This is a genomic window from Rothia nasimurium (genome assembly GCF_014217215.1).
Lineage (GTDB): Bacteria > Actinomycetota > Actinomycetes > Actinomycetales > Micrococcaceae > Rothia > Rothia avistercoris.
Window position 1 is genome coordinate 1,089,611 of sequence record NZ_CP056080.1, and the last position, 21,891, is coordinate 1,111,501.

The 21,891-nt window shown below is 55.4% G+C and carries 16 protein-coding genes; 14 read left to right on the forward strand and 2 right to left on the reverse strand.

Features of this window, described 5'->3' with window-relative positions; all coding sequences use genetic code 11:
• Positions 1 to 27: 27 nt before the first annotated feature.
• The 7 genes from HWU94_RS05110 to HWU94_RS05140 all read left to right on the forward strand — a co-directional run bounded on the left by HWU94_RS05110 (position 28) and on the right by HWU94_RS05140 (position 6,578).
• The gene (locus HWU94_RS05110) at positions 28 to 1,026 is read left to right on the forward strand and encodes an ABC transporter permease (RefSeq protein ID WP_185174586.1); all 999 of its coding nucleotides are present in this window, start codon (positions 28 to 30) and stop codon (positions 1,024 to 1,026) included.
• Entirely contained in the window at positions 1,007 to 2,110 is a 1,104-nt protein-coding gene (locus tag HWU94_RS05115; protein ID WP_244956032.1) for an iron chelate uptake ABC transporter family permease subunit, read from the forward strand. The genes HWU94_RS05110 and HWU94_RS05115 overlap by 20 nt, the downstream gene beginning before the upstream one ends.
• Complete coding sequence (locus HWU94_RS05120) at positions 2,107 to 2,862, forward strand: ABC transporter ATP-binding protein (protein ID WP_185174587.1); 756 nt, start codon at positions 2,107 to 2,109, stop codon at positions 2,860 to 2,862. The genes HWU94_RS05115 and HWU94_RS05120 overlap by 4 nt, the downstream gene beginning before the upstream one ends.
• A gap of 168 nt (positions 2,863 to 3,030) precedes the next feature.
• The gene (locus HWU94_RS05125) at positions 3,031 to 3,651 is read left to right on the forward strand and encodes an ATP-dependent Clp protease proteolytic subunit (protein ID WP_280527420.1); all 621 of its coding nucleotides are present in this window, start codon (positions 3,031 to 3,033) and stop codon (positions 3,649 to 3,651) included.
• Between the two features lie 31 nt (positions 3,652 to 3,682).
• Positions 3,683 to 4,360 (forward strand): ATP-dependent Clp protease proteolytic subunit, encoded by a 678-nt coding sequence (locus tag HWU94_RS05130; RefSeq protein ID WP_185174588.1) that lies wholly within the window; start codon positions 3,683 to 3,685, stop codon positions 4,358 to 4,360.
• A gap of 230 nt (positions 4,361 to 4,590) precedes the next feature.
• Positions 4,591 to 5,874 carry an ATP-dependent Clp protease ATP-binding subunit ClpX gene (clpX, locus tag HWU94_RS05135; protein ID WP_135011138.1) on the forward strand — a complete coding sequence of 428 codons (1,284 nt, stop codon included), beginning with the start codon at positions 4,591 to 4,593 and terminating at the stop codon, positions 5,872 to 5,874.
• A gap of 77 nt (positions 5,875 to 5,951) precedes the next feature.
• A complete protein-coding gene (locus HWU94_RS05140; protein WP_185174589.1) occupies positions 5,952 to 6,578 on the forward strand; it encodes a DsbA family protein in 627 nt (208 codons plus the stop codon).
• Between the two features lie 81 nt (positions 6,579 to 6,659).
• On the opposite strand, the gene valS is transcribed toward HWU94_RS05140, so the two are convergent.
• Complete coding sequence (gene valS / locus HWU94_RS05145) at positions 6,660 to 9,296, reverse strand: valine--tRNA ligase (protein WP_185174590.1); 2,637 nt, start codon at positions 9,294 to 9,296, stop codon at positions 6,660 to 6,662.
• A gap of 50 nt (positions 9,297 to 9,346) precedes the next feature.
• Between valS and HWU94_RS05150 the strand changes: the two genes are divergently transcribed.
• From HWU94_RS05150 to HWU94_RS05180, 7 genes are all read left to right on the forward strand, one after another.
• Positions 9,347 to 10,147 (forward strand): SDR family oxidoreductase, encoded by an 801-nt coding sequence (locus tag HWU94_RS05150; protein WP_185174591.1) that lies wholly within the window; start codon positions 9,347 to 9,349, stop codon positions 10,145 to 10,147.
• Positions 10,147 to 10,872, forward strand: a complete 726-nt coding sequence (locus tag HWU94_RS05155; RefSeq protein ID WP_185174592.1) for a sirohydrochlorin chelatase — start codon at positions 10,147 to 10,149, stop codon at positions 10,870 to 10,872. The genes HWU94_RS05150 and HWU94_RS05155 overlap by 1 nt, the downstream gene beginning before the upstream one ends.
• A gap of 212 nt (positions 10,873 to 11,084) precedes the next feature.
• Positions 11,085 to 16,712, forward strand: a complete 5,628-nt coding sequence (locus tag HWU94_RS05160) for a DUF6531 domain-containing protein (RefSeq protein ID WP_185174593.1) — start codon at positions 11,085 to 11,087, stop codon at positions 16,710 to 16,712.
• Positions 16,693 to 17,190, forward strand: a complete 498-nt coding sequence (locus tag HWU94_RS05165; RefSeq protein WP_185174594.1) for a hypothetical protein — start codon at positions 16,693 to 16,695, stop codon at positions 17,188 to 17,190. Before HWU94_RS05160 ends, HWU94_RS05165 begins: the two co-directional genes overlap by 20 nt.
• 997 nt (positions 17,191 to 18,187) lie before the next feature.
• Positions 18,188 to 19,078 (forward strand): hypothetical protein, encoded by an 891-nt coding sequence (locus HWU94_RS05170; RefSeq protein WP_185174595.1) that lies wholly within the window; start codon positions 18,188 to 18,190, stop codon positions 19,076 to 19,078.
• A gap of 145 nt (positions 19,079 to 19,223) precedes the next feature.
• Positions 19,224 to 19,832: a hypothetical protein gene (locus HWU94_RS05175; protein WP_185174596.1), complete on the forward strand. Its 609-nt coding sequence runs from the start codon at positions 19,224 to 19,226 to the stop codon at positions 19,830 to 19,832.
• Positions 19,833 to 19,939: 107 nt separating this feature from the next.
• A complete protein-coding gene (locus HWU94_RS05180) occupies positions 19,940 to 20,482 on the forward strand; it encodes a transposase family protein (protein WP_185174597.1) in 543 nt (180 codons plus the stop codon).
• A gap of 9 nt (positions 20,483 to 20,491) precedes the next feature.
• Here the strand turns inward: HWU94_RS05180 and HWU94_RS05185 are convergent.
• Positions 20,492 to 21,705 (reverse strand): IS3 family transposase gene (locus HWU94_RS05185; RefSeq protein ID WP_185174598.1). Its coding sequence is split into 2 segments (ribosomal slippage): positions 20,492 to 21,426 and positions 21,426 to 21,705, totalling 1,215 coding nucleotides; the frame shifts between segments, so codons are not numbered across the junction.
• Between the last annotated feature and the right edge of the window lie 186 nt (positions 21,706 to 21,891).

Sequence of the window (21,891 nt, forward strand, 5' to 3'; positions counted from 1 at the left end):
TGGCGGGGTGACTCCTTGAGGGCTTTTATGACGACCACCGAAAACACCCGAGTTAGCCGCACCAGGAACTCCCCGGTCAGCGGCAAATTCCTGCTAGCCAGCCTGGGAATTGTTGCCCTGCTCGTGCTCTCCTTGTTCACTGGGGAGTACGACATCTTCAACAAGGCTGATGGCGCTGCCATGTTTGCTATCACCCGCATACCTCGAACCATTGCCCTGGTGCTGGCCGGGGCAGCCATGGCCATGTGCGGGCTGGTGATGCAGATGCTGACCCAAAACAAGTTCGTGGAACCTACCACCACCGGTACCACCGAATGGGCAAGTCTGGGCCTGCTCTTTATGCTCTATTTCTTCCCGGCAGCAAACCTCTTGCAGCAGATGACGGCGGCAATCGTCTTTGCTTTTATCGGGTCGATGGTCTTTTTCCTCTTCCTGCGCAGGGTTTCACTCAGGTCATCCCTGATTGTTCCCATTGTGGGCATGATGCTCGGTGCCGTTGTCTCGGCCTTTACCACCTTCTTTGCCCTCCAGACCAACCTGCTGCAGAACCTTGGTGTGTGGTTTGCGGGCAGTTTTACGTCTGTGATTAAGGGGCAGTACGAGGTGCTCTGGCTGGTGCTTCTGGTGGTCGCCGTCATTTTCTGGTATGCCGACCGCCTGACCGTTGCCGGTCTGGGCCAGGAATTTGCCACGAACGTAGGGCTCAACTACGCCCAGATTATGCTGGTAGGTACCGCCCTGATTGCTATCGCCACCGGTGTGGTGACCGTGGTGGTCGGGGCCCTGCCCTTCTTGGGACTAATTGTTCCCAACATCGTCAGCATGTTCCGCGGCGATGACCTGCGCTCTAACCTGCCCTGGGTTGCCCTGACCGGTATCGGGGTTGTGACTGTCTGCGACCTGATCGGGCGCACTATTATCGCCCCCTTCGAAATCCCGGTGTCGGTGATTCTGGGTATCGTGGGTGCTCTTGTTTTTATTGGTCTGATTGTGAAGGGGCGGCCCCGTGTATCAGCAGGCAAGTAAAGAAAGCCGGGTGAGTGCGTCCGCTCTGCCCGAGATGAGCGCCGGTGCGGACGTCCGCCCAGCCTCCCGCAGGGCAGGCACCTCCCGTAGCGCTGGGGCTTTCAAGACCCCGGCTGCTGCCCGCACCTACTGGGTGCTCCTGGCAGTGCTCACCGCTGCCGCTGCGCTGGCAGCCTTTGGGCTCTTGGCCTACGCTAACCCCTTTGAGACCGGTACTCACAAGTGGTGGCTCATTGCTGAACGCCGCTCAAACGCCCTGATTGCGATGGCTGTAGCGGCTGTCTGCCAGGCTGTGGCAACGGTGGCTTTTCAGACGGTGACCAACAACCGCATCATTACCCCCGGTATTCTGGGCTTTCAGGCCCTCTACGCCGCGATTCACACGGCAACCATCTATTTCGCCGGGGCAGCCGGACTGATTGCTGCCCGCACCCTCGACACCTTTATTTTCCAGCTGGTCATGATGGTGGCTCTGAGCCTCTTGCTCTACTCCTGGCTGCTGACCGGTAAACGGGCCAACATGCACGTCATGCTCCTGGTCGGTGTGGTACTGGGTGGGGGACTGGGGTCTGTCTCAACCTTCATGCAGCGCATGCTGACCCCCAGCGAGTTTGATATCCTGACCGCCCGCCTCTTTGCCTCGGTCAACAACGCCGACCCCGCCTACTACCCGGTAGCCCTGCCCCTGGTCGTCCTGAGCGTTGCGGTACTCTACGCAAAATCCCGCACCCTCAACGCCCTCTCCCTGGGCGCACCCGCGGCTACCAACCTGGGAATCAACCACCGCCGCGAATCCATTATCGTGTTGGTTATCGTCGCCATCATGATGGCGGTCTCCACCGCCCTGGTCGGCCCGCTGACCTTCCTCGGCTTCTTGGTAGCGACCCTCACCTACCAGTTCGCCGACACTTACGACCACCGCTACCTCTTCCCCATGGCAACCGTGCTCTCCTTTGCCATTCTGGCGGTCTCCTACTTCATCATGAACCACATCTTCTCAGCCCAGGGCGTGGTAGGCATTATTATCGAGCTCATCGGTGGCCTCACCTTCCTGATCGTGATTCTTCGAAAGGGCAAACTATGATCACCCTCCACCAGGTTGCTAAAAGCTACTCCGGTGAAACCAACATCGGCCCAGTCGATGTTCAGCTGCCCGCAGGCGGAATCACCGCCCTGGTCGGCCCTAACGGTGCCGGCAAGTCCACCCTGCTCACGATGGTGGGCCGTCTCCTCGATATTGACGCAGGCACCATCGAAATCGGTGGCCTGAATGTGGCCACCACCAAGTCCAAAGACCTGGCCAAAGTCGTCTCGATTCTGCGGCAGGAAAACCACTTCGTCACCAAACTCACCGTGCGCCAGCTGGTGGGTTTCGGGCGCTTCCCCTACACCGGGGGCCGACTCACCGCTGAAGATGAAGAGATTATTTCTCGTTACATCGACTTCCTCAACCTCACCACCCTCGAAAACCGCTACCTTGATGAACTCTCAGGTGGCCAGCGGCAGCGGGCCTACGTAGCCATGGTGCTCTGCCAGGAAACCGACTACGTACTTCTTGATGAGCCCCTCAATAACCTCGACATCTCCCACTCCGTACAGATGATGCAGCACCTGCACAACGCCGCCCGCTCCCTGGGCCGCACCATCATCGTGGTGCTGCACGACATCAATTTCGCCGCCCGCTACGCCGACTACATCTGCGCTATCAAGGACGGCAAGCTAGCCCGCTTCGGAACCGTTGCAGAGATCATGCAAGATGACCTGCTCACCGATATCTTCAATACCCCCATCCAGGTGATTCAGGGTCCCAATGGGCCCATCGCCTGCTACCACTAGGCCCCGTGCCCGCTCGCTCTTGCTCACAGCGTAGCGGGCACATGCCAACAGCGAACTGAAGGGCAAAAGGCAATTTTTGGAACCCCAAAAGCGATAACCTAAGTGTCAAGCAAATCTTTGGCACCGGCGTCCGCGCGGGTGCTGCAACCGACACAAGGAGCGGAACACATGTCCTTCACCCCTGAAGCACACCAGGCCCCCGCCATGGAAACCCCTATGGGCGGCCAGGACGACTACGTCTACAACCGCCTGCTCAAGGAACGCATCATCTGGCTGGGCTCCGAGGTGCGCGACTCCAACGCCAACCGTATCTGCTCCCAGCTCCTGCTGCTCTCAGCTGAAGACCCCGGGGCAGATATCTACCTCTACATCAACTCACCTGGTGGCTCCGTCACCGCGGGCATGGCAATCTACGACACCATGCAGCTGATCCCCAACGACGTGGTCACCGTGGTAACCGGTATGGCAGCTTCCATGGGCCAGTTCCTGCTCACCGCAGGCGCTCCCGGTAAGCGCTACGCCACCCCCAACGCTCGCATCCTCATGCACCAGCCCTCCGGTGGCATCGGCGGCACTGCCTCCGATATCCGCACCCAGGCCCAGCTGATTCTCGACATGAAGAAGCGCCTGAGTGAAATCACCGCAGAGCGCACCGGCCAGACCGTTGAAACCATCCTGCGCGATAACGACCGCGATAACTGGTTCACCGCCGAAGAAGGCCTGGCCTACGGCTTCTTCGACAAGATTCTCGACAAGATCGGCCCGGCTACCAGCGCCACCGACAAGTAAACCGGCACAGAACTTTTTACAGGAGAAACGAATGATTCATCTTCCTTCATCAACCGCACCTGCCGGTATGCCCACCGACCGCTACGTGCTTCCTAACTTCGAAGAGCGCACCCCCTACGGCTACAAGCGCCAGGACCCCTACGCAAAGCTCTTTGAAGACCGCATCATCTTCCTGGGCGTGCAGGTCGACGACGCCTCAGCTGACGACATCATGGCCCAGCTGCTGGTGCTTGAGTCCCAGGACCCCGACCGCGACATCACCCTCTACATCAACTCACCCGGTGGCTCCTTCACCGCGATGACTGCTATCTACGACACCATGCAGTACATCCGCCCCGAAATCCAGACCGTCTGCCTGGGGCAGGCTGCCTCAGCTGCCGCCGTCCTTCTGGCAGCCGGTACCCCCGGTAAGCGCCTTGCCCTGCCCAACGCCCGCGTGCTGATTCACCAGCCCGCCCTCTCGGGTCAGCAGGGTGGCCAGGCTTCTGATATCGAGATCCACGCTAACGAGGTTATGCGTATGCGTGAGTGGACCGCACAGACCCTTGCCCTGCACTCCGGAAAGACCTTTGAAGAGGTTGATAAGTCCATCGAGCGCGATAACATCCTCACCGCCAAGGGTGCCCTTGAATACGGCATCGTTGACCAGGTGCTTGAATCCCGTAAGGCCGTCAAGCCCTCCTTCAACACCGCCGAGAAGCACGACTAAGCACGGCTCACGTTTAGACCCGGTGTGGACGCCGCCTCCCGCCCCACCTGCCCCAAGGCAGGGAAGGGCAGGGGCGGCGTCCTTCTGTCCGCCAAGCGATAGAGAAGGAATAGCCCGCCCGATTCAACTGTTAAGTCATAAAGACGTAACCTTGCTTGAACCGTCACGTGTTGGGCTAGGCAGGTTTTCACGGTAGATTAGGTAGAGGAACCCAAGGAAAGGTAGGGTCTATGGCTCGCCTAGGCGATAGCACCACTCTTCCCAAATGCTCATTTTGTGGGAAGAACCAGCGACAGGTTCGTAAACTGATCGCCGGCCCCAACATTTACATCTGCGATGAATGCATTGAACTGTGCAACGAGATTCTCGAAGAAGAGCTCGCCGATGTGAAAGATTTGGGTGCCGTTGAAGAGCTCCCCACCCCGCGTGAAATCTTTGACCACATGCAGGAGTACGTGATTGGCCAGGAGGCCGCCAAGCGTGCTCTATCTGTTGCCGTTTACAACCACTACAAGCGTATTCGGGCCCAGCAGAGCCCTGCCTTTGAGGCCAAGGAGCTTTTGGCGACCGAGGGCGAAGACGTAGAGATTGCCAAGTCTAATATTCTCTTGGTTGGCCCCACCGGCTCGGGTAAGACCTACCTGGCCCAGACCCTGGCTAAGAAACTCAACGTACCTTTTGCCGTTGCCGACGCCACCAGCCTGACCGAGGCCGGCTACGTGGGCGAGGACGTTGAAAATATCCTGCTCAAGCTCATCCAGGCTGCTGACGGCGATATTGAAAAGGCCCAGCGCGGCATTATTTATATCGACGAAATCGATAAGATTTCCCGCAAGGCCGACAACCCCTCCATCACCCGAGACGTATCGGGTGAGGGTGTGCAGCAGGCCCTGCTCAAGATTCTTGAGGGCACCGAGGCAGCTGTGCCCCCGCAGGGCGGGCGGAAGCACCCCCAGCAGGACTTCCTCAAGATCAATACCGCCAATATCCTCTTCATCGTCGCCGGTGCTTTTGCCGGTATCGAAGAGATTGTGGGCGGGCGAGTGGGCCGCAAGGGCATCGGCTTTGGCGCATCTATTGACCAGGCCGCTAAAGAGAGCGATATTCTCACCAAGCTCATGCCTGAGGACCTGCTTAAGTTCGGTCTGATTCCTGAATTTATTGGCCGCCTGCCCGTGCTGGCAACCCTGGGTAAGCTCACTGAATCTGACCTCAAGCGGATTCTGACCGAGCCTAAGAACGCCCTGGTCAAGCAGTACAAGCGCATGTTTGCCCTTGACGGGGTCGAGCTGATTTTTGAGGACGCCGCCGTGGCAGCTATTGCCCGCCAGGCTGTTGAGCGAGATACAGGCGCCCGCGGTTTGCGCTCCATTATGGAGTCGATTCTGCAGCCGGTCATGTTCGATGTACCCAGTCGCTCAGACGTCACCTCGGTCATTATTGACGAGGCTGTTGTGGCGGGGGAGAAGGACCCTATTCTGGTGCTCGAAGCCCCCGAGAAAAAATCTGCCTAAAAGTCTTTCCCGCTGTCGGTGCCTCTGCGCGCTGGCAGCGGGCTCTTGTATCCCACCCCTGTTTGAAAGGACAACCCGTGGCTGAAAATACCGTTGATTTTTGGTTTGACCCTACCTGCCCCTGGTGCTGGATGACCTCCCGCTGGATTAAAGAGGTTGAGACCCAGCGCGATGTTGCCGTCACCTGGCACCCCTTCTCACTCGCCGTCCTGAACGAGGGTCGCGACCTTGACCCGGGCTACCGCAAGCACATCGACAACACCTGGGGCCCTGCCCGCGTGGCTACCGCCGTGGCAGAACAGTACGGCCAGGAGAAACTCGATGAACTCTACACTGCCCTCGGCGAGCAGATTCATCACCAGAAGAACAAAGAGGGCACCTATTTCGAGAAGGCTATCGAAGCTGCCCTGGCTGAGGTGGGTCTTCCTGCCGAACTAGCTCAGGTTGCCTTTACCGAGGAATACGACGAGCAGATGCGGGCCTCAACCCGTGCAGGTCTAGACTCTGCCGGTGGAGATGACATCGGCGTGCCCCTGATGAGCATCAACGGTGTGACCTTCTTTGGTCCCGTGATGTCACCTGCCCCCACCGGTGAAGAAGCAGCTAAGGTCTACGACGGCGCTGTGGCTCTGGCCTCTTACCCCGGTTTCTTTGAGATTAAGCGCCCCCGCAACGTCGGCCCGATTTTTAACATCGAACAATAGTAACGAGCTGGCACTGAACGCCCAGCTGCTGAATACACGATAAGGCCCAGTTCCAGACAATCTGGAACCGGGCCTTACTTTTTAGTTCTCTTCTTCGGTAATCAGCACAACGTCAGTGACGGCTAGCTCGCCCTCTGCTTCGGTGAGAGTGAGGTTGCGGGCGTTACCTGCTGCCTTGAGGTCGCCGAGACCGCCGCGAATACGGGTGATGTCTTCGGCCGAACCGGTGATGGTTGCGGTTTCGACCTCGGTGCGCTGCTTGACCTGGGCCTCTGACTTGGCCTTGCGTAGACCACCCAGGGCAGCTGCTACGGTGGGCAGGACTGCGGGGTCGGCGTCCGCAACCGCGGCGGCAAAGCCGTCGGTGGTGGGCCAGGGTGCGCGGTGCACGGAGCCTGCTCTCCACCACGACCAGATTTCATCGGTGACGAAGGGCAGGAAGGGGGCGAAGAGACGCAGCATGGCATCGAGGGTGGTGGCCAGGGCTGCCAGGACGGAGGCCTGTTCGGCTTCACCGACGTTGCCGTAGGCGCGGTCCTTGATGAGTTCGACGAAGTCGTCGGTGAAGTGCCAGAAGAAGGTCTCTGAGATCTGCAGGGCACGGGCGTACTCGTAGTTCTCAAAGGCGGCGGTGGCTTCTTCAACCAGGGCGGCTAGGCGGGCTAGCAGGGAGCGGTCGAGCTCGTTGGTGAGGACGCCTGCCGCGGCCTGGTCGGTGATGACCGAGTTGGCGGTGGCACCCAGGCCGAGAACGAACTTGGAGGCGTTCAGCAGCTTGATGGCCAGACGGCGACCAATCTTCATCTGGGCTTCATCGTAGGCGGTATCGGCACCCAGCTTGGCGCTGGCGGCCCAGTAGCGAACAGCGTCTGAACCGTACTTTTCCAGAACCTCGTTGGGAACAACAACATTGCCCTTGGACTTGGACATCTTCTTGCGGTCCGGGTCCAGGATCCAGCCTGAAAGGGCGGTGTCGGTCCAGGGCACGGAGTTCTCCAGGGAGTTGGAGCGTACCACGGTCGAGAAGAGCCAGGTGCGGATGATGTCGTGGCCCTGGGGGCGCAGATCCATGGGGAAGGTGACCTTGTGCAGGTTCTCGTCCACGGCCCAGCCGGTGGCGATCTGCGGGGTCAGGGACGAGGTGGCCCAGGTGTCGAGGACGTCGGGGTCGGCGATGAAGCCGCCGGGCACGCCGCGCTGGTCTTCGGTGTAGCCGGGGGCGGCGTCCGAAGCGGGGTCGACGGGGAGCATCTCTTCACTGGGGATGATGGGCTCGTCGTAGTTGGGTTCGCCGTCGGCGTCGAGCTTGTACCAGATAGGGAAGGGCACGCCGAAGAAGCGCTGGCGGGAGATGAGCCAGTCACCGTTGAGGCCTTCAACCCAGTTTTCGTAGCGGGAGCGCATGAAGGCGGGGTGCCAGGTGATTTCGCGGCCGCGCTCAACCAGGGCGTCGCGACGGCCGGCGTCACGGCCACCGTTGCGGATGTACCACTGGCGGGAGGCCACGATTTCAAGGGGCTTGTCGCCCTTTTCGTAGAACTTGACAGGGTGGGTGATGGGCTTGGGGTCGCCGTCCATTTCACCGGCTTCGACCAGCATCTCAACGACGGTCTTCTGGGCGGTGAAGACGGTTGCACCTGCCATACGCTCGTAGCGTTCGCGGCCCTCGGCGGAGGTAATCCACTCGGGGGTGTCGGTGGCGAAGCGGCCGTCGCGGCCGATGAGGGCGCGGGTAGGCAGCTGCAGTTCGCGCCACCAGGTGACGTCGGTGGTATCACCAAAGGTACAAATCATGGCAATGCCGGCACCCTTATCGGGCTGAGCCAGGGGGTGAGCCTTAATCTCAACCTCAACGCCGAAGAGGGGAGAAGTGACCTTGGTGCCGAAGAGGGGCTTGTAGCGTTCATCGTCGGGGTGGGCGACCAGGGCGACACAGGAGGGCAGGAGCTCGGGACGGGTGGTCTCGATCCAGACCTTCTCGCCGTTCTCTCGGTGGAAGGAGATGCGGTGGTAGGCGCCGGGGCGTTCCTTGTCTTCAAGTTCTGCCTGGGCTACCGCGGTGCGGAAGGTGACGTCCCACATGGTGGGGGCCTCTGCCATATAGGCATCGCCGCTCTTAAGGTCGTTGAGGAAGGCCAGCTGGGAGACCTTGCGGGAGTGGGCGTCGATGGTGCGGTAGGTGTGTGACCAGTCGACGGACAGACCCAGAGTGGTGAAAAGCTCTTCGAAGACCTTTTCGTCTTCTACCGCCAGGATCTCGCACAGCTCGATGAAGTTCTGACGGGAGATGCGGGGCCAGTCGCGCTGGTTCTTAGCGGGCTTTTCGGGAGCCTTGAAATCGGGGTCGTAGGGGATAGCCGGGTCGCAGAGTACGCCGTAGTAGTTCTGCACGCGGCGTTCGGTGGGCAGGCCGTTATCGTCCCAACCCAGGGGGTAGAAGACGTTCTTGCCCTTCATACGCTGGTAGCGGGCGATAACGTCGGTCTGGGTGTAGGAGAACATGTGACCGACGTGCAGGGAGCCGGACGCGGTGGGCGGCGGGGTATCGATGGAGTAGACCTGCTCGCGGGTGGTGTTGGGGTCGAATGCGTAGGTCTTGTTGGCGGCCCAGTTCTGCGTGAACTTCTTTTCGAGGCCTTCAAGGCCGGGCTTCGCGGGGACGGTAATGTCTACTGTGGGTTCTGCGGGCGTGTCTGTGCCCTGGTTGATTTCAGCCATGTGGCCTATTCTCTCACGAATAAAAATATGTTGCAGGTTAGGCTAGTGCTATGACTACTACATCACTTTCCGCTAATCCCTTTGCCCCCGACGCCCAGGCCGGTAAGGTCGCTGTGGTAACCGGTGCCTCCTCAGGTATCGGCCGTGCTACCGCCGAACTGATGGCCGCTACCGGCTGGACGGTCTACGCCGTGGCCCGCCGCGCCGACCGCCTCGAAGAACTTGCCTCGCGCACCTCGGTGCGCCCAGTCGTCCTCGATATTACGGACGCCAACGCGGTAGCTGCCCGCGCCCAGGAGATTCTGGGGGAAACCGGCGGCCGCCTCGATGCCCTGGTTAATATCTCCGGCGGTGCTATTGGGGCTGATTCTGTAGCTAACGCTGACCCCGCTGGCTGGTTGGCCATGTTTGAGCTCAACGTGATTGGCACCCTCAATATGGTCAAAGCCTTCCTGCCAGCCCTGCGCGAGAACGGCCAGGGTACCGTGCTCAACCTGACCTCAACCGCAGCCGAAGCCGGCTATGAAGGGGGAGCGGGCTACAATGCCGCCAAGTTCGGGGAGCGGGCCCTGACCGAAACCCTGCGCCTCGAAGAGGCCGAACACAATGTGCGCGTGATTGAGGTACGCCCCGGCATGGTGCACACCGAAGAGTTCTCCCGCAACCGCCTGGGGTCGGACGAGGCTGCCGCTAAGGTCTACGCTGGCGTTGAGAAGCCCCTGCTGGCTGAGGACGTCGCCCAGACCGTCACCTTCGCTGTGAACGTCCCGCAGCACATCAACCTGGACCACATCACCATGCGTCCGGTCGCCCAGGCCGCCCAGTACAAGGTCATTCGCAAAGGTATCTAATGCACCACATCATTGCAGTCTCCCACGGCACCGACAACCCGGACGGCAGGGCCTCCATTGAGCTGGTACGCCAGCAGATGCAGGAGGTTCTGAATGAAAGAGAACCCGGTGGGTTCACGGTGCACGAGGCCTATGTTGACGTTCAAGAACCGGCGCTCACCCAAGTGGCCGCAGGTTTTGAGCCGCTCGATAGGGTAACCATTGTTCCGCTCCTGCTCTCGACCGGTTACCACACGCAGGTTGATATTGCGGAGGCCGCGGCGGCTTCTGGGGTGCAGAACATTGCCATTGCGCGGGCCTTGGGCCCGTCTGCCGCCCTGGCGAAACTCCAGCGGCAACGCCTGGAAGAAGCCGGCTGGGACGGCTACGACGATGTGGTTATGGCCGCCGCTGGCTCATCCCGCCCCGATGGTCGCGAAGCAGTGATGCTACAGTCCGAGGTATTCTCAACCTTGCTGTCCCGCTATGTGCCCTATGGCTTTGTCGCCAATATTGAACCAAAAATTGCCGACGCCCTGGAAGAGAACCAGGCGGAGTATGTCTCCAGCTACCTGCTGGGCCGGGGCTTCTTCCAAACCCTACTGGGCAGACTACCCGGCGCCGGTGAGAGCCTGACTATCTGCCAACCGCTCGTTGTACCCGGCGATAGCGCCGCCGCGCGCATCGTTGCAGAGGTGGCAATAGAGCGGGCGCTGGAGGCTTCGGCTGCACAACGTAACTCTTGAACTTGCTTTTCCGCTGTAACTTTTTGAGCCGTAACTGCACCTACCACCCGACTGTTTAATAAAAACTTGTCATAGCGTTCATATAGTGGTGTCCGGCATAAGTTATTTTCTAATCTTTCGGTAGTATCAAGAAATGCGAGTGTTTGCCCACATGGCACTGATATTTGCAATGTAAAGCAATTTATTGATGTGATGCAGGGAAGCGGAAGTAGATGAGCGACAATCTCGGAGCAATTGATGGCGATGTTGAGTTTAACTTTGGGCATGCGAGTACTCTAAAAAGCGCTTTTACGAATGCAGCCTCTCTGCTTGAGACTCAGGCTTCCTCCCGTTCTTCGCTTGTAACTACTGCTCGTGAAGAGTTCCGTGGGTACTTTGAGGAGCTTTTTGCATCCAACGCTCGTACGGCGGCGAGTGATGCCGAGGATATTGCTACGGCGTTGAGGAATGCCGCTGGCTTTGTCGAAGACCTTGCTCAAAAGGCAAGGGAGAAGAATGAGTGCCGCCGCCTTGCCCGTGAGTTTATCGCTGAACAGCAGCATCTGAAAGATAAATTTGGGGCTCTAAAGGATTTCCACGATAGTGTCATGGGTGAACCTGAGCCACCGGTGGGTCCGCCTTCTGACCCTATTAATACAAGTGCGCAGACTCCGGTTAATACACCCCGCAAGACGCCCAACCCTAGCCCCGGTAGTGGCAACGGCGGTGGAGGGACTACATCTGCTATTCCTGAGAATCTGAGGGCTTTCAGTACCGGGTTGGAGCCGCTGGATACAGAGGTCAAGGGTAAGAAAACATCGCTCGATACTGCCTACGCGGATTTTCAAGGGAGTTGCAAGTACGGTTCACTTGATGCATCAGGTGCGATTAGCGCTATTGGCACCTGGCTCGAAAAGAACGCACAAGATATTACTTGGGCTAATACACTTGCTCAAGCATTCGAAGATGCAGGGGCAAGTTCAGGTAACCCCGTTTCTATAGCCAACTCCGCTCTTTCGACTGCTTTGCAGAATGCCGGGGTTTCAGCAAACCGTGAAGATCTGACTATCATGAACCCCGCTGCGGTTGGCGGTCAGCCTACCAGCGGGTACACGCTTGACCCGGTTAATACCGGTAACGGTAACTTTATTGAACCGGAGGATGATCTTTCTTTTGTGGGTGCTTGCTCGGCTCTAGCGCTTACCCGTATGTATAACTCGCGCGGTGAGACGGGCGGGGTTTTTGGCCCCGGGTGGAGCTCTGTGCTCGATACTGCTCTTATCTTTGATGATGAGCAGGCAACCTGGGCTATGCACGATGGCAGAAAGATTTCTTTTGCGCGGTCGGGGGAAGGCTTCTTACCCTGTGCTGACGAGAACTTTTGGCTTGTACCGGTAGCAGAGGCAAGTACCGTTCTGATACCTGAGGTTCTGAGCGGTCGTGTCGCCTGGGTTGTTGCCAACAATACCGGTTCCGGGTGGTTCTTCACTGCCGCGGGTAACTGGCTTGGTTCTGCCCAGGGGCGGGGAACGGGAGTCTATGTTGACCGTGATCGCCAGGGCGAAATTACTGCCCTAAGGCATGAGCGCGGCAGGGCTATCGCTTTTGAATATGTAGATGGCAAGGTCGCTGTTGCAACCAGCTCTGACGGGCTAAGGATTGAGTATTCCTACAGCGCAGCTGGTTTGCTGACCGAGGCTAAGGGCAGTAACTACCACCACCGCCGCTACACGCACAATGAGCAGGGTCTTATTGAAGTGGTGGCTGATGCCGCTGGGGTCCAGGAAGTCGTCAATACTTATGACCAGTACGGCAGGGTTATTAGCCAGAAGACCCCGCACGGTCGTTTAGTCAGGTTCTCGTACCTGCCCGGCCGAGTTACCGTTGTGGCTGATGAAGACGGCCAACGGTCTAACTCTTGGATTTCGGATGCCAAGGGTAGGTTGGTGGGCGTCATTGATGCTCACGACCATCGGCAGTCGATGTCTTATGACCGCAAGGGCAACCTTGTCTCTGTTACTGAACGCGACGGCTCAATTACCGTGCATGCTTATGATAAGCGTGGCCGGCGAACCCGCACAGTAACCCCAGAGGGTTCTGACATTACTTTTGCCTGGGATGAGCAGGACCGCATCACCGATGTTGTGACTACTACCGGTGGTCTGATTTCCTACTCCTATGAGGGACAGGACCGTAACCCCTGCAAGATTCGCGATGCACTGGGCGGTATCACCCATTTGACCTGGGAGTCCGGTCTTTTGACTGGGGTTGTTGGGCCGACCGGGGTGCCATTGAGTTTTACGTACGATTCTTTCGATAACCTGACGAGCGTAACGAATGCCTACGGTGATACTGCGCGGATGGTCTATGACCAGGCTGGGCGTGCTGTTGAGGCTATTTCGCCGGGTGGCCATAAGACGCGTTTTACCTATGATGCCGCCGGTCAGGTGGTGGGTAAGGTTGACCCTGATGGCGCAACACACCGCTACGAGTACGATACCGCGGGCCGCCTGGTAGCAATCGTTGACCCTGCGGGTGAGCGTACTTCTATGCGCTACGGTGCGCACGGCCAGGTTGCCCAGACTATTGACCCGCTGGGCCGGTCGGTGTCACGTGAGTTTGACGATATGGGTAACGTCTCTGCGGCTATTTTGCCTGATGGGGCCTCCTGGGGCTTTGAGCATGACAGCCTTTCACGACTGGTTGCGATTACGGACCCTGCGGGTTCTGTGTGGAGCCGTGAATACGATCAGACCGGTCAGCTTGCTGCGACTGTTGACCCTTTGGGTAACCGGGTTACGGCGAGCGTTGACCGTGCTGACCAGCGGATTACGCTGAACGATATTTTTGGCACCGCTACGATTACTACCGATGCGTATGGTCGGCCGGTTAAGCGCGAAAATTTGGATGGCTCTGTTGAGCTGACTTCCTACGACCTTGCTGGCAATCCCGTTGAGCTGGTCGATGGTGAGGGCGCTCTGACTCGGTGCGAGTATGACGTTGCGGGTCGTTTGGTTGCGGTCGTTGGCCCTGACGGTGCCCGTGTGAGCTACGAGTATGATGATGCCGGTCGTGCCTACCGTTATATCGACGCAACGGGCGCTGTGACTGAGCTGGTTTACGACGCTGACTCCCGTGTGGTTGCTAAGGTGAACCCCGCTGGTGAGCGCTCAGAGTATGAGTACGATGCCTGTGGTCGCCTGGTCAGGGCTGTAATCCCGGGTAGGGGAGTAGCACGTTACGGCTACGATGTCTGTGGCCGTCTGACCTTTATACAGGATGGCTCATTCGGTATTCGCCGCTTCAAGTATGATGCTGCCGGTCAACTGGTTCAGGCTATCAATGGCTTGGGTGGGCGCACCCGGTATGAGTATGATCTGCGTGGTCGTATGGTGCGTATGGTTGACCCTGCTGGGGGTGTAACAACCCGTACTTACACGCAGTTGGATAAGGTCGATTCTGTGACCGATGCTCTGGGGCGTGTTATACAGGCTACCTACGATGCGGCTGGGCGTCAGCTTTCTCAGACCGATCCCACGGGCCGGGTTACTAGCTGGACCTATGACTCTGAGGGCCGCGAAACCTCAATGAGCGTCAATGAGCGTTTAGTTTCTTCGGTTGAGCGTGACTTTGCTCAGCGTAAGGTGCGCGTTCATGATTATTCTGGCGACAGCGAGACTGTGCACGAGTTGCAGTATGACCGTGTGGGCAGGCTTCTTTCGCGTTCGCGTGGCGAATCGACTATGCGCTGGTCCTATGATGCGGCTGGCAAGCTGCTGTCTAGGGTTGATCCTGTTGGTGGGTCTGTTGAGTATTCCTACGATGGTGCAGGGCGTCTGGAAAGTGTCGCTGACTCAGAAGGAAGAAAGACCGTTTATAGCTACGATGCTGCGTCGCGTGTAGTTTCTACAGCGACTGAGGATCTAGTATCACAGTGGACTTACGCTAACGGTGCTGTGGTTGCTCACCGTCTGGTGGACGGCCAGGGCAAGGTTGCTCAGGAAACGTCGATTTCCCGTGACGAGTTTGGGCGTGTTGCAGGCGTTGAAAGAATCGCCGTTGATGGAATGAGCACGTACGCAAACTACGGTTACGATGACGCGTCGCAGCTCGTGTCTGTTCATAGCTCGACTACCGGTAGAGAGTCTATGCTTTATGAGTATGACGAGTGTGGGCGTCTGGTTCGAACTGTGGGTGCTGATGGTGCTGAGCAGGTTCTAGCCTACGATGCGGCTTCACAACTTGTGAGTGTGACTGGCTCTGATGGTCTGGTTCGTGAGTTTGTGTATGACGGTTTGGGGCGGCGTGTTCGGGAGACTGACCCCGACGGTTCGGTGCGTGAGTTTGCCTATGGGCCTGCTGGCTATCTGGAGGGCATCCGGGTTAGTACCGGTGCTGGGGAATCGATAGCACATTCGATAGCGGTCGATGCTCTGGGTGAGATTGCTCAGATTGACGGTATTGATTTGTTCTGGGATTCTACCGCCCCGGTTCCCACGCTGGTGAGTGTTGCTGGTGAGTCTTTGGGGCTTGCACCTGCGACCGGTTGGCGTTTGGCCCGTTCGACGGATGAGGTGGATCCTTTCGCTGTTCCCGGTGCTGGCCCCGGTGCCTCTGGTGAGGGCGGGTTGCTTGCTGGTTTTGACCTCAGTGCTGACGGCGTGCCCGTTGTTGCCGGTGTGGAGCTGATGGGAGCCCGTGGTTACGATCCGCTGACCGCTTCATTCTTGAGCGTTGACCCTTTGGCTCCTGTGGCTGGTGCCGCGTGGGGTTCTAACCCGTATTCCTTTGCGGGTAATAATCCGGTGAATCAGGTGGACCCGTGGGGGCTACGCCCAGCCACCGACGCTGACCTACAGGCCTACGCGCAAGCACACCAGGGCGCGCTAGCCACCGCAAAGGACTGGGTGGCCGATAACTGGGAGTATGTGGCTGGTGGAGCTGCTATTGCACTAGGAATCGTAGGGACAGCACTCACCTTTACGGGAATTGGGGCTCCCATCGGACTAGCTTTAATGGCGGGTTCAGGCGCATTGCTTTCTGGCGGTATAAATGTCATTTCTCAGAAAATGCAGAACGGTACTGTCGACTGGAAAGAAGCTGGATTGAACGCTCTAGTCGGGGGAGCTTCAGCTCTTTTAGGCGGAGGTGCTGCATTGGGCGTTGGCAAAATACTTGCTGGACGTGTTGCAAATACGGCAGCTAGTCTGAGCGATGAATCAGCTATGTTATTCCAGAAAGCTACTAATTTTTATAAGACAGGACGACCTCGAAGCGACTTTAAGAGTTTGGTGTTGCAACGTGAAAGTGTAAGACGTTCTGAACAGGCAGCCATTTCTCAGGCTAATAATTTTGCAAGGTTGAGTAAATTCCGTCAGATGCTTCCAGGGCAAGTCGTGGAAGGCGCTACAACCGGTGGCTTCAATAGCTTAGGTGGTTCCTTTATTGATTCTAAAGGGGGCGAAAAGTACGACCCAAGTGTGGATGGAGCGCTGAGGGCTTGGGCTTCTGGTACCATCTTTGGTGGCGTTACTCCTTACTTGTGCAACTCTGCTAGAAAACTTGGAGAAAACAGCCTGAAAGCTGCAAATCCAATGGTAGATAAACTTTTTGCTTTAAATCCATTACCTTCTCTAGCTATAAATAATTCAAGTGTGCACAAGGTTGCAGGGTATGCTGCAGACAGAATCGTTGATTTCTCGACAGGTGCAGGAAACTACCTTATCGGACATGGAGGCGAATTCTCAGGTAAGGATATGTTTATCAAAGGTTTAGAGAATATGGCTGGGGGTGCATCTACCCACGCGGGGCAAGTTGGAGCCAACACTTCTATAGGGAGTGGTGGCGAAAGCTCGCACTGATTATCAGCAAATTATTATGAAGAAATATTCAACTAAAATCTCTCAGTCTAATCTTCCTGGAAGTAACCTTAAGAGCGAAATAGGATTCAAAAACTATTTAGGATGTCTAGGGTTATTGGTATTTTTTAGTGTTTGTTTAACTCTAATGGTTGGTATTCCTTGGTATTTTATTGCGGGCAATATTGAATCTATGCAAGAAGAGAAGCGCTGCACTATTGAAGATGTTTATCTTGATGGTTCAGGTGGGGGTCTGAGAAGCTCATCGACGTCATCGACGATTATGATTCGTACTGAGGAGTGTGGGGTTATTGGGTACAAAGGTGATCTTGGAACAGGCTCTACTGAAGGGGCTGTGGAGCTTTTAGACTCATATCAGGGGGAAACCGTGATATTTTGGCTACACCCATATCAGTTGCCTCGTTGGACTGGTGCTGTGCTTGATGCTCAACGTATCGAATTGCCTTCGGAAACGGGTTGAGCGCTAGAGCGCGTGATGTTTGGGTGCCACAAACTGAGCGGCATGTATTTGTTGCTTGCGATGATGTCGGGGTGTTTTGCGTGTTTGTTAGTGTTTTCTGCAGTTGCAAAAGGATGTATTTGGCTCCACTGGTGTGACTTCGTTGAATCCCGTCAAGTAAACCCCCAAGAGTGCTGAGGGAAGCCCATGCTTATCGGACTGCTCCGGAGGGCTTTACATGGGATGAACTCAACAAATTCTCATCGAAAAACCTGGACTATTGAAGGGGCGAAAGAGATAGGACATTGGAAAATCAACTAAAAAAACACATCATAGAATGTGTCGGAAAAATACATGCCCTTCTTAATTCTATGCAGTGCGAACCTTATAGTTCTTCTTTTGAAGTCATATTGCGTTCCCTTCATTCAGCCCCAAACGAAGAAATCGTAATCAGAAATATCCTCAAAATGTACCGAGGAGCTGGTAGTTTCTCAGATCTTGTTTTGTCAGCCGCGGGCAACTTCTATCCACAAGAAAATATGATGTTAGGCCGTCTGAGAACGCGGTTATATCATCTTTGTGTGGAATATTTAGAAGAACAGAGTAGGAGTGTGTAGTCTTTGCTACTTCTTGGTGTCTAGTACGCGGGGCTCTTGTGACCAGGGTTCTTTTTTTTGGGGGTTCTTGGCGCCCGCTCGGGTGTAGCCTGAAATGACTCGATGGCTCAAAATGCTTGGATAATGAACGAAGATGGCGTGGCCGTTGGTCATACGAATGCTGATAGGTTCGCGAAGGTTCTTACTGGTTCACCGGTTTGGGATGGGCCGTACCCCACACGTAGCCCCGGTCAACAGTGGGTGAGTACTTTCGATGGTTCTAGAATTCGAATCATGGAATCTAACACTGGCACAAATCCTAATCATCAGCACCATATTTTGCGTGCAGTTCATGAAAGAGAGAATCCGCAGGTCTAAATAAAAAACCTCTAAAACTACCCCTACATCGTTATGAGTAAATAATGAATAACATCAAAGAATTTATTAATGAACTGCCCTTCACTATCGAATATTTCCAACCAGATAGTTACGCACTTTCCCTGGCTGGAAAAACTTCCAGCGGCCGAGAATTTTCATTATATCTAGATTTCTACTGGGAAATATATTATGCGGGAGAGGTTTTTAGTTGGGATAATGAAGTTGAAATAATTAATAGCAATCTCCAGAGAATTATTGGCGTCAAAGTTGTTGATATCCTAGGGCCAGATAATGTTTACGATGCAACATATATTTTAGAAGACGGGGGAATGATCCGAGCCCTCACGTCCGATAATGAATTTGCCACGGAATGGAGTCTAACTGTTGTAGGCGAGGGGGAGCAGCTTTTTGCAGGAGAGATTTATCCTTACGAACTTTCTGCCCTTGGAACTGATTTTACTCAGTGGGATGCTTTATATACTCCAGTTATTTTAAGTAACAAAAAAAGTTTTCCTCATGGTTTGATTGGTACAAAAATTAGTTCATTGAATTTACTTGAAAATGACCATAGTAATCGAGTTCTTGAAATTTATCTTCAGAAAAATTCCGCAGAAAAATATAAGATTCAATTCTGGAATTCTTGGGCCTTTTATTCAGATAAAGTTTTATTAATGGATAATGCTACAAAGGCCGGAGTACTCAATTTTGCCTCTATTGCTCAGGGTGAAACTCTGCAAAGTTACACTGGAAGCGGTTTCGGATTATATGGATGTTCGCTGGTTTTTGATTCTTTGCGCTTGAGGCAGATCGGTTCAAGCGAACCCGCCTGGACCTGGCGCATCCTTGATGACAAGGGGAATCTACTCTGGCGTGCGCCCACCGATGCAGAGGCAAACCAGGGCCTGATTGATGGGGTAGAAAACCCAGTCTTGTAAATAACAACCCGCCCCCTGGTTCACAAGCAGAAACCGCTGACGTCTTCGTATGGAGTTCCTACCCCCATGTTCCCCTACAGCTTCGTGTAGATACGATTAGAGCAGGAAGCAAGGTGTAGTCTTAGTAGGACCACGACAGCTAGCCATGGACGTGGTTCCCGGTGGGATTGCGGTTCGAGCCCTTGCCGGTGGCACCTTTACCGCGTATTCGTGTATGAAACAACCAGGACCGCACACTGCTTCTGGGCTGACTGGAAATGTTGCGTTCGCTGGCTTCGTTGCTGCTTTACCAAGCCCATCAAGCGCATGGCCTCATGTTATGGGGGATGTAACTGGGGAGGCTACTTCTTGGATGCAATTGATTCTGGTCGCAGATAATTGTTTTTTCTATAGTTCAGGAAACAAAGTTTTGAAAATAACTAATAATCACCCACCAAACAAACAACACTCCCGCATTCCCCTGCGAGCAAAAATCCTTATGCCCTTGATTTTTGGAACCATTATATTCATGATGGCTAACCTCAGCCTCGTTCCATGGGTCAATAATATGACCGCTGAGCCTCGCACATGCACCGTTGAATCAGCTGTAGTTGACACATCGACTGGTGGATCCAAATCAGCCACCAAACACGAAGTTGTGCATATACAAACCTCAGAATGTGGAGAAATCAGGATCTACCGACTCTGGGGTAGCTTCAGAAGCTTTCAAGAATTAGCCGATAAACTCAATGAGAATAAAGAGGGTTATTCATAAGGGGGTCCACACACCCACCCCCACCAACTAGACAACGGCCCCACCAGGTGACAAAAATAAGAGGGTTAAATCACTACAAATAACCTCAAGCCACACCGGAAGAACCGTTGCTACACCAGCGTACAACCGGCCTCACCGCCACGCAATTCGCCACACTCCTCACAGCCCTCAACACCCACCTCACCTGGACCAAACCAGCCGAAAAACCCCGCAGACTTACCCTGGCTAAGGCCCTCAAAGTAACACTACTGAGCTACCGACACAACATCACTCAAGAAGCCCTCGCCCACCTCTTCGACGTCTCACAGCCCACCATCTCGCGGACTATCAGCACCATCGAAAAAGCCCTCACCCAGGTTCTCAAACCACTGAACAGACCCTTGCAAGAGGGGCTAAAAGCATCAGGTTCCCTCGTGATTGACGGAACCCTTATTCCCACCTGGAACTGGCGTTCACAAGGGAAAAGAAACTTCTCTGGTAAGCATAAACGAGCAGGATTTAATCACCAGGTCATCTGCACCCTCGATGGCAGGCTCCTGGCTATCACTGACCCGTTGCCTGGTGCTAGACATGATGCTCATGCTTTCAGAGCCCATAGTCTAGATCAACTACTTGATTCTTCGACTTTGGCTGATATGTACTGGCTTTAGTTCCGACCATTATACGAGGCTCAACACATCAACCACCACCTCCTCAGGCGTCCGATAACCAAGCCCCTGATGCAACCGAACCCGATTCCACCAAGCAACCCACTCAGCCGTCTCCAACTCCAAGCAAGCCACAGAATCAAACAGGCGATTCTTCACCAGCTCCGCCTTATACGCACCATTGACGGACTCAGCCAAAGCATTATCATAAGAATCCCCAGTAGAACCCACCGACAGCTGCACACCCAACGCCTTCAAATCCTGGGTGTAATCAGTAGAAACATACTGTGACCCCCGGTCAGAATGATGCACAATCTGCGTTAGATCAGAACCATCCTTCTTCGCCTGGAACAAAGCCTGCTTCAACGCCGTCAAAGGCATCCCCAGAGTATGCATGGTCGAAGAAACACCCCAACCCACAATCTTCCGGGAAAACACATCAGTAATGAAGGCCGTATAACAGAAACCTGAATACGTCCTGACGTAGGTGAAATCAGCTACCCATAACCGGTTCGGCGCGGTTGCGGTGAAGTTACGCTGAACCAAATCAGGACGGTCATCAATCACTGTGGCAGTACGAGTCGTGACAGGTTTACGACCCCGATGAGCACCAGCAACACCGGCTATTTTCATGAGTCGGTAGGTCTGATCCCGACCAATATCCCAGCCAGCACGCCTCATGGCGTGCCACATTTTCCGCACACCATAAACCCCATAATTCTGGGCATGAATCCTGGTCAGTTCCGGAATCAGCAGCTGGTCTTTCAAGGCACGGGCAGCAGGGATACGCTTCTTCGCTGCTCGGTAGCCACGAGAAGTGATGAACCCGTCTTCAAGAAAAGCAGAAAGTGCACGGCATATGGGCTCGACCCCGAAGTGATTCTTGTACTGGTCAATAAAGCGAATCATCATCGGGCCGGACGGTCGAGTTCCGCTGCGAAAAAAGCTGAAGCCGTCCGTAGAATTTCATTCGTTCGCTTGAGTTCAGCGATTTCTTTGCGCAGGCGTCGGTTTTCGGCTGCCATATCTGTGGTGATTCCAGGCTGGGTGCCGTTATCGATTTCGGCTTGTTTGTGCCATTTTCGTAAGGTTTCAGGGCCGATGCCGAGGCGTTCTCCGATGTTTCGGCAGGCGGTGTAGATGCCTGTGTCGGGGTTGTTTTCGAGGTGGTCGACCAGTAGGCGTAGGGCTCGTGTTTTGAGTTCGGCGGGGTATTTGGTGGGCATGGGTGAAGTTCCTTTGTTCTTTTGGTTGTTTCCAATTTACGGGTGCGGAACTAAACCCAGTACATATCAGTGCGGCGGGGCGTAACCTGGCTTGGTTTGTGGTCTTGTGGAACTCTTGAATGATGCTTTTACCACTATCACATTAACCCCGTTATAACCTTAACCGTCGACAGGGCTGATCCTTAC